Source organism: Actinophytocola sp. (genome assembly GCF_035634895.1).
Lineage (GTDB): Bacteria > Actinomycetota > Actinomycetes > Mycobacteriales > Pseudonocardiaceae > Actinophytocola.
The window spans coordinates 79,548-87,849 of record NZ_DASQCC010000216.1 but is presented as its reverse complement, the minus strand read 5'-3'; the positions used below and the strand labels follow the sequence as shown (position 1 = coordinate 87,849).

Below are 8,302 nucleotides of genomic sequence, written 5' to 3'. Positions count from 1 at the left end.
CGTGTCCCGCAGTTGCTCGTCGGCCCGCCGCCTGCTGCCCGCCGCCCGTGCCCGCGGGTTGATCGAGGCCAGTGCCGCCAGGGTCTTCTTCCGCCGCTGCGCCGGCTGGCGCCGCCCACGGGCGGCCTCTGCGGCCGCCCGCGTCAGCGCGCCCGTCCGGACCAGCTCACGGCCGAGCTCACAGCCCGCGCGAACCGCCGGGTCGTGCTTGCGCCGCTCGGTCATCGCGGTCGCACGCAGGTTCCGCGTGCCGGTGCCCTCCAGCGGCTCGCTGCGCAGCAGCCCGAACGCCTCCCGGTACGCGAGGTGGTGCCACCCGTGTGTCCGCAGGTGCGCGACGACCGACCGGAACCAGTTCCCGCACAGATGACACAGCACCCGGTCGCCGTCCCGGACGACCGAGCCGATCGGGCCGTAGCTGGGCGTGCCGTCCGGCAGCACCGCCTGCACGGCCCTGATCCCGCGGGACCGGGCGGGCCGTCCGGGTGCCGGAGCCGCCTCGACGCTGGCCGCCGTCATCGATCACCACCTCCGGCTAGTCTCACTGAGACTAGCCGGAGTTCGGCTTCAGGAAAAGCAGGCCGGACGGCCCGTGCTCGCGTCCTTCGCTAGGAGTTGGTGCTGTACGAGTGCGCCCCGGCTCCGGCCAGCGCACCGCCGTCGACGATGAGGTACTCCGGGCGCAGCGGCTTGCCGTCGAAGTACGACTCGAGGATCTCGCGGGTGCCGGCCGCGTAGCGAGCCTGCGCCGACAGCGACGAGCCGGAGATGTGTGGCGTCATCCCGTGGTGCGGCATGGTCCGCCACGGGTGGTCGGCGGGGGCGGGCTGGGGGTACCAGACGTCGCCCGCGTACCCGGCCAGCCGGCCGCTCTCCAGGCCACGCACGATGGCGTCCCGGTCCGCGATGAGGCCACGGGCGGTGTTGATCAGGTACGTGCCGCGGCGCATCGTCGCGATCAGGTCGTCGTCGAACAGGCCGCGGGTCTCGGGGTGCAGGGGGGCGTTGATCGTGACCACGTCGCAGTTCGGCACCATGGCCCGCGCGGACTCGTGGAAGGTGAGGTCCAGCTCCTGCTCGACCTCGGCCGGGAGCCGGTGCCGGTCGGTGTAGTGCAGCCGCACGCCGAACGGCGCGAGCCGCCGCAGCACCGCCAGGCCGATCCGCCCGGCCGCGACGGTGCCCACGTCCATGCCCTCCAGGTCGTACGAGCGGGCCACGCAGTCGGCGATGTTCCAGCCGCCGTCGAGCACCCACCGGTGCGACGGCAGGTAGTTCCGCACCAGCGACAGAATCATCATGACCACGTGTTCGGCGACGCTGATGCTGTTGCTGAATGTCACTTCCGCGACCGTCACGCCGTGCTTTATCGCCGCGTCCAGATCGACGTGGTCCGAGCCGATACCGGCGGTGACCGCCAATTTGAGATTCGGGGCCTTCGCGATTCTCTCGGCGGTGAGGTAGGCCGGCCAGAACGGCTGGGAGATCACGATCTCGGCGTCGGCCAGGTGAGCCTCGAACTCCGAGTCGGGGCCCTCCTTGTCCGAGGTGACGACCAGCTCGTGCCCGTACCGCTCCAGGTATTTCCGCAGTCCCAGCTCGCCGGACACGCTGCCGACCAGCTCGCCCGGCGTGAAGTCCAGGCCGGCGGGACTGGGCCCCGTCTGACCGTCCGCGTATCCGGTGATCTTCGGGACCGTGGCCCTCGCGTATTCCTTCGGATATCCGTCCACCGGGTCGGGGTAAAGAACACAGAGCACCTTCGCCATGCTGTCTCCTGGAATTTCGTCGCGTCGTTGCGCTTACTAGATTTCTCGCTCCGGCCGAAACAACGCAAGGCTTTCGTCGCTCATTCTTTCGATACCCCGATAAACGGCGTCGATTACCGGGCGCCATGGACAGGGGCGGCCGGCCCGGTCGGGCGGTGCCGGCAGCCGACCGGCGGCGAGCGGATGGTCACGAAGTGCGAACGCGGCCACGCCGCCCGGTCGTCACCCGCGTTTGCGTGGTTAGACTCCCCAACATGCCGAATCTGCGGATCAGCGAGGCCGCCGTCCTGCTGGGCGTCAGCGACGACACGGTGCGCCGCTGGGTCGACCAGGGCCGGCTGCCGGTCGTGCAGGGGGACAACAACCGCATGGCCGTCGAGGGCCACGAGCTGGCCGCGTTCGTCCAGCGGCAGGCGGAGACCCCGGAGGCGGGGGTCACGGTCGCGAGGTCGGCACGCAACCAGATGCGGGGGATCGTCACCGGAGTGGTGAAGGACGGCGTGATGGCCCAGGTCGAGATGCAGGCCGGGCCGTTCCGCATCGTCTCGCTGATGAGCCGGGAGGCCGCCGACGAGCTCGGCCTGGAGGTCGGCAGCGTCGCCGTCGCCTCGATCAAGTCCACCCATGTCGTCGTCGAGATCCCGGAGGCGTGAGAATGTCCCGCTCGTTACGTGCCGTCGCCCTGTTCGCGGTGGCCGCGTTGTCACTGGTCGGCTGCGGCTCCGGCGACACCGGCGCCTCGACGGAGCCCACCACGACGTCCGAGTCGGCGGCGCCGGCGATCACCGGTGACGTCAACGTCTTCGCCGCCGCGTCGCTGACCGAGTCGTTCACCCAACTCGGCAAGGACTTCGAGAAGGCCCACCCCGGCGTGAAGGTCGTCTTCAACTTCGCCGGCAGCTCGGCACTCGCGACGCAGATCAACCAGGGCGCGCCGGCCGACGTGTTCGCCTCGGCCGCGCCCAAGAACATGACCGACGTGACCACCACCGGCGCGATCACCGGCAAGCCGGTCACGTTCGTGACGAACACCCTCGAGATCGCCGTCCCGGCCGGCAACCCGGCCAAGATCACCGGGCTGGCCGACTTCGCCAAGCCGGACCTGAAGATCGCGCTGTGCGCCGAGCAGGTGCCCTGTGGTGCCGCGGCCAAGAAGGTGTTCCAGGCCGCCGGCATCACCGCCGCGCCCGACACGCTGGAGCAGGACGTCAAGGCCGTGCTGACCAAGGTCCAGCTCGACGAGGTCGACGCCGCGCTGGTCTACCGGACCGACGTGAAGGCCGCCGGCGACAAGGTCGAGGGCATCGAGTTCCCCGAGTCCGACAAGGCGGTCAACGAGTACCCGATCGCCGTCTGCGCCAAGGCCCCCAACGCCGACGGCGCGCGGGCCTTCGTCGACTACGTGCTCTCCGACAAGGGCAGGGACGTGCTGACCAAGGCCGGCTTCGGCGCACCGTGACCACCCGCGCCCGGGCCCGGCGAGGACGGCTCCCCGTCGTTCTCGCCCTGCCGGCGCTGGTCGGCCTGGCGTTCCTCGTCGTCCCACTGGCGGGGCTGCTGGTGCGTGCCCCCTGGTCCACCCTGGGCGAGCAGCTGTTCAGCGGCGAGGTCGGGCAGGCGCTGACCCTGTCACTGGTCTGTGCCAGCCTCGCCACGCTGGTGTGCCTCGCGCTGGGGGTGCCGCTGGCCTGGCTGCTGGCCCGCGGTGACCTGCCCGGCCGGGGCGTGCTGCGTGCACTTGTCACCGTGCCGCTCGTGCTGCCACCGGTGGTCGGCGGGGTGGCGCTGCTGCTCGTGCTGGGCCGGCGCGGGATCGTCGGCCAGTACCTCGACCAGTGGTTCGGCATCTCGCTGCCGTTCACCACCGCCGGGGTGGTGTTGGCGGAGGCCTTCGTGGCCATGCCGTTCCTGGTCATCTCCGTCGAGGGCGCGCTGCGTGGTGCGGACGTCCGCTACGAGGAGGCCGCCGCCACCCTCGGTGCCTCCCGCTGGCTGACGTTCCGCCGCGTGACACTTCCGTCCATCGCCCCCGGCGTCGTGGCCGGCACGGTCCTGTGCTGGGCCCGCGCGCTGGGCGAGTTCGGCGCGACGATCACGTTCGCCGGCAACTTCCCCGGTCGGACCACCACGATGCCGCTCGCCGTGTACCTCGCGCTGGAGACCGACCCCGGGGCCGCGATAGTGCTGTCCATCGTGCTGCTGCTGTTGTCCGTCACCGTGCTGGTCAGCCTGCGGGACCGCTGGATCGCCACGCCGACATGACGCTCCACGCCCAGCTGGTCGTCGACCGCGGCTCGTTCCGCCTCGACCTGGACCTGACCATCGCGCCCGGACAGGTCGTCGCGCTCCTGGGCCCCAACGGGGCCGGCAAGACCACCGCACTGCGCGCGCTGGCCGGACTGCTCCCGCTCACGTCCGGCCACATCGGCCTGGACGACGAGGTCTGGGACCGGCCGCCGGCATCGTTCGTGTCGCCGGAGCACCGGCCGATCGGCGTGGTGTTCCAGGACTACCTGCTGTTCAACCGCCTGACCGCGCTGGACAACGTCGCGTTCGGACTCCGCGCCCGCGGCACGCCCCGGGCGCAGGCCCGGCGGCGGGCGCGGGACTGGCTGTCCACGGTGGGACTGGACGACCACCGCGACGCCCGGCCGCGTGCGCTGTCCGGCGGGCAGGCCCAACGCGTCGCGCTCGCCCGTGCCCTGGCGACCGATCCCGGTCTGCTGCTGCTGGACGAGCCCCTCGCGGCCCTGGACGCCAGCACCCGCGTGCACATCCGTGCCGAGCTGGGCCGGCACCTGGGCGCGTATCCCGGCCACACCCTGCTCGTCACCCACGACCCACTGGACGCGATGGTCCTCGCCGACCACCTGGTGATCGTCGAGGACGGCGCGGTCGTCCAGGAAGGACCGCCCGCGACCGTCGCCCGCCGGCCACGGACCGACTACGTCGCCCAGCTCGTGGGCCTGAACCTGTACCGGGGTGTCGCCGAGGACACCACAGTCGTCCTCGACGCCGGTTCCGGCGGCACGCTGACCATCGCCGAGCCCGCGACCGGTCCGGTCCACGTCGCGTTCCCACCCGCCGCGGTCAGCCTGCATCCCGAACACCCGGGCGGCAGCCCCCGCAACAGCTGGGCCGTGACGGTCGCCGGCATCGAACAACACGCCCACACCGTCCGCGTCCGCCTCGACGGCACCCCACCCGTCCTCGCCGACGTCACCCCGGCGACCGTCGCCGAACTGCGCCTGACGCCGGGCATGCCCCTCCACGCCACGGTCAAGGCCACCGAGATCACGACGTACCCGACCTGACGGGCTCGCGCCCGTGCTCGCCGGTCCTGGGACAACGGCCGGGACCCGTCATCGCCGAGGTGCCGCCGCGACGAGGCCGGTGATCAACATGTCGAGTGCCCGCTCGAAGTCCTGCTCCGGTATGCCGGCCGCCAGCGCGGGCAGGGCTCGGCTGAAGTGGGGCAGCTTGGCCGGGTCCACGCGGCGGATGTAGACGTCCATCTGCTCCTGCTCGGCCTCGCCGCTGTGCTGCCGGGCGAAACCGGCGGTCGTCAGCAGCAGCGCGCCGAAGATGAGGCTGTTCAGCGCGCCCAACGCCTGGCGTACACCGTCGTCGTCGAAGCCCGCCTCGTACAGGGCGCCGATGGCGTCGTCGACCGGTTGCACGGCGCGCAGGGTGGTCGGGTTGGCCTGGTCGGTGGCGAGGGCCATCGGCACCACCGGGTAGGCGCTGAGCACGCGGTAGGTGCTCAGCGCCATGGCACGGAGCCGCTCGGGCCAGGGCAGCGCGAGGTCGGCGCGGTCGATCTCGGCGAACACCCGGTCCGCGATGCCGTCGAGGATGTCGGTCTTGTTGGCGACGTGGTTGTAGAGGGCCATCGCCTCGACGCCGAGGGCCTTGGCGAGCCGGCGCATGGACAGGCCGCCGAGGCCTTCCTCGCCGGCCAGCGCCAGCGCCGCGTCCAGGATCTTCTCCCTGTTGAGCGGCTCTCTCCGCGACATCCCGCACGCCCCTCCTTGACAGAACTACACCGTAAATATCATATTTACAGCGTAAATGTACGTCGTAAGTTGGGGGTATGTCGTGACTGACGTGATCGTCGTGGGTGGCGGGCCGACCGGGCTGCTGCTCGCCGGTGAGCTTCGACTGGCCGGTGCCGACCCGCTGGTGTTGGAGGCGGCCGACGGGGCGGTCCGGCAGAGCCGCAGCCTGGGGATGCGCGGCCTCAACAGCCGCACGAGCCGGTCGTTGGGCCTGCGCGGGCTGACCGAGCCGCTGGCCAGGGCACAGGAGGCGATCTTCGAGCGGCTGGCCGCGGACCGCACGCCGGCGGACGCCGATCAGGTCCGTGGCCTGTTGCGCATGCTGCTGGAGAACCGGGCGAGAGGACACTTCAGCGGGCTGCCGCTGGTGGTGGACGAGGCCGATCGGTCCGGGGTCGTCGAGCATTTCCTGGTCAGGCAACACCAGCTGGAGCGGATCCTCGCCGAGTGGGCGGCCGGGCTGGGCGTCCGGATCCACCTCGGCCGCCCGGTCGTGGACGTCGTGGACGAGGGCCAGCAGGTCCGCGCGGTCCTCGCCGATGGCCGGACCGAGCGTGCGGCGTACCTGGTGGGCTGCGACGGCGGCCGCAGCACCGTACGCAAACAGGCCGGCATCGACTTCCCTGGCACGGCGGCGACGATGACCGGCCGGACGGCCGTGGCCGAGCTGGCGGACCCCGACGCGATCACGTCGACGCTGTACGGCCCACGCGGACTGGTCAACCTGTCACTGGTACCCGGCGAGATAGCCACGATCGAGTTCGACGGCGGCCCGGACGGTCAGGACACACCGGTGACGGCGGAGGAGATGGCGGCGAGCATCCGGCGGGTCACCGGGGTCGAGGTGCGGATCACGAGGGTGGACACGGGAATCCGGTACAGCGACAACACGAGACAGGCGGCCACGTACCGTCAGGGCCGGGTCCTGCTGGCCGGCGACGCGGCACATGTGCACTCGCCGATCGGCGGACAGGGCCTGAACCTCGGGCTGCAGGACGCGATGAACCTGGGGTGGAAGCTGGGGCTCGTCGTGCGGGGCAGCGCCCCGGAGCCGCTGCTGGACACCTACACCGCGGAGCGGCATCCGGTGGGGGAGCGGGTGTTGCGGAACACCCGGGCGCAGGTGGCCCTGATGCGCCCCGGCGCACAGGTCGCGGCGTTGCGGTCGGTACTGGCCGAGACACTGGCGATTCCCGCGGCCAAACAACACTTCATCGAGCTGGCGAACGGCCTCGACATCGACTACGAACCGGACGCCGACCCCATGGTGGGCCGGTTCGCTCCGCCCCTGCCGGACGCGGAGCTACCGCGCGACGGCCGGGCGGTGCTGCTGGCCGACACCCCGGAGATCCGCGAAGCCGCGAGCGGCCACGCGGACCGGGTACGAGTGGCCACCCGCTCCTCCGGTGACGGAGTGGCCCTGCTGATCCGCCCGGACGGCTACGTCGCCTGGACGGGCACCGACGTGACCGGCCTCCCCGAGGCACTCACCGAGTGGTTCGGTCCCGCATCAAGCACACCTCCTGACGCCTTGTCCGCTACGGGAGTGCGGACAGCAGCGGCACGACCTCGGCGCCGATGAGGCGAATATGGTCCAGATCCTTGATGTCGAACAGGTGGAAGAAGTACACCGTGTCCACGCCGTCGGCCTGGAGGGCCGCCACCCGGTCCGCGACCGCTCGCGGGGTGCCCACCACCGCCTCCGCACGCAGCGGCGGTGCGGCGATGGTCTCCGCCCGGCGGTTGGCCTCTGCCGGTGTTTCGCCGCAGGCCACCGGCAGTACCACGGATCTGCGGACCGTTGCCGGGTCGCGGCCCAGCTCCGCGCAGATCCTGTTGAAGTTCTCGTTGCGGGCCTTGAGGCCTTGCGGGAACGACAGGTTGAACTCGTCCGCGTGGCGGGCGGCGATCGTGGGCGTCTTCCGCGCCCCGGCGCCGCCGACGATGATGGGGGGTCTCGGGGACTGGGCGGTTCTCGGGAGAATGCCGTTGTTGCGCAGGCGGTAGTGCTTGCCCGTGAACGTGAACGGCGTGCCCCGCGGCGTCTCCCACAGGCCGGTGATGATCTTCAGCTGCTCTTCCAGGCGTTCGAACCGTGCCGCCACGGCCGGGAACTCCAGGCCGAACGCCGTGTGTTCCTCGGCGAACCAGCCCGCGCCGATGCCGAAGTCGACTCGGCCGCCGCTCATCTGGTCCACCATCGCCACCGTGGTGGCCAGGACTCCTGGTTGTCGGAACGTGCCGGCCGTGACCAGCGCGCCGAGGCGGACTCGCCTGGTGTCGCGGGCGAGGCCGGCCAGCATGGTCCACGAGTCCGTCGGCTGGTAGGCCGTGTTGGTGGGATCCACCCCCATCAGGTGGTCCGACCGGAAGAAACCCTCGAACCCCGCGTCCTCCACCACGGTCGCCATGGCCAGGAAATCCTCGTAGGTGCCGCCATGGCGTGGCTCCATCAGGACGCGCAGCCGCATGGGT

9 protein-coding genes are annotated in these 8,302 nt (G+C 71.3%); 5 read left to right on the top strand and 4 right to left on the bottom strand.

What is annotated here, in order from left to right; translation table 11 throughout:
* Together VET29_RS33425 and VET29_RS33420 are read right to left on the bottom strand one after the other, a co-directional pair.
* On the bottom strand, positions 1-519 hold a 519-nt coding region (locus tag VET29_RS33425; protein WP_324928223.1), incomplete at its 3' end, for a hypothetical protein.
* A gap of 89 nt (positions 520-608) precedes the next feature.
* A complete protein-coding gene (locus tag VET29_RS33420; protein ID WP_324928221.1) occupies positions 609-1,769 on the bottom strand; it encodes an NAD-dependent formate dehydrogenase in 1,161 nt (386 codons plus the stop codon).
* Between the two features lie 254 nt (positions 1,770-2,023).
* Between VET29_RS33420 and VET29_RS33415 the strand changes: the two genes are divergently transcribed.
* The 4 genes from VET29_RS33415 to VET29_RS33400 are packed head-to-tail and all read left to right on the top strand — an operon-like array spanning position 2,024 to position 5,083.
* Positions 2,024-2,422 (top strand): helix-turn-helix transcriptional regulator, encoded by a 399-nt coding sequence (locus VET29_RS33415; protein ID WP_324928219.1) that lies wholly within the window; start codon positions 2,024-2,026, stop codon positions 2,420-2,422.
* A gap of 2 nt (positions 2,423-2,424) precedes the next feature.
* The gene (gene modA / locus VET29_RS33410) at positions 2,425-3,228 is read left to right on the top strand and encodes a molybdate ABC transporter substrate-binding protein (RefSeq protein WP_324928217.1); all 804 of its coding nucleotides are present in this window, start codon (positions 2,425-2,427) and stop codon (positions 3,226-3,228) included.
* Positions 3,225-4,031: a molybdate ABC transporter permease subunit gene (gene modB / locus VET29_RS33405; RefSeq protein WP_324928215.1), complete on the top strand. Its 807-nt coding sequence runs from the start codon at positions 3,225-3,227 to the stop codon at positions 4,029-4,031. The genes modA and modB overlap by 4 nt, the downstream gene beginning before the upstream one ends.
* Positions 4,028-5,083, top strand: a complete 1,056-nt coding sequence (locus VET29_RS33400) for an ABC transporter ATP-binding protein (RefSeq protein ID WP_324928213.1) — start codon at positions 4,028-4,030, stop codon at positions 5,081-5,083. Before modB ends, VET29_RS33400 begins: the two co-directional genes overlap by 4 nt.
* A 48-nt stretch (positions 5,084-5,131) precedes the next feature.
* On the opposite strand, the gene VET29_RS33395 is transcribed toward VET29_RS33400, so the two are convergent.
* The gene (locus tag VET29_RS33395; RefSeq protein WP_324928211.1) at positions 5,132-5,785 is read right to left on the bottom strand and encodes a TetR family transcriptional regulator; all 654 of its coding nucleotides are present in this window, start codon (positions 5,783-5,785) and stop codon (positions 5,132-5,134) included.
* Between the two features lie 82 nt (positions 5,786-5,867).
* Here VET29_RS33395 and VET29_RS33390 point away from each other — a divergent pair, with 82 nt between their 5' ends.
* Positions 5,868-7,409 carry an FAD-dependent monooxygenase gene (locus VET29_RS33390; RefSeq protein WP_324928210.1) on the top strand — a complete coding sequence of 514 codons (1,542 nt, stop codon included), beginning with the start codon at positions 5,868-5,870 and terminating at the stop codon, positions 7,407-7,409.
* Here the strand turns inward: VET29_RS33390 and VET29_RS33385 are convergent.
* Positions 7,366-8,298 carry a TIGR03560 family F420-dependent LLM class oxidoreductase gene (locus VET29_RS33385; protein WP_324928208.1) on the bottom strand — a complete coding sequence of 311 codons (933 nt, stop codon included), beginning with the start codon at positions 8,296-8,298 and terminating at the stop codon, positions 7,366-7,368. The two genes, VET29_RS33390 and VET29_RS33385, sit on opposite strands and share 44 nt — an antisense overlap.
* Positions 8,299-8,302: the final 4 nt, after the last annotated feature.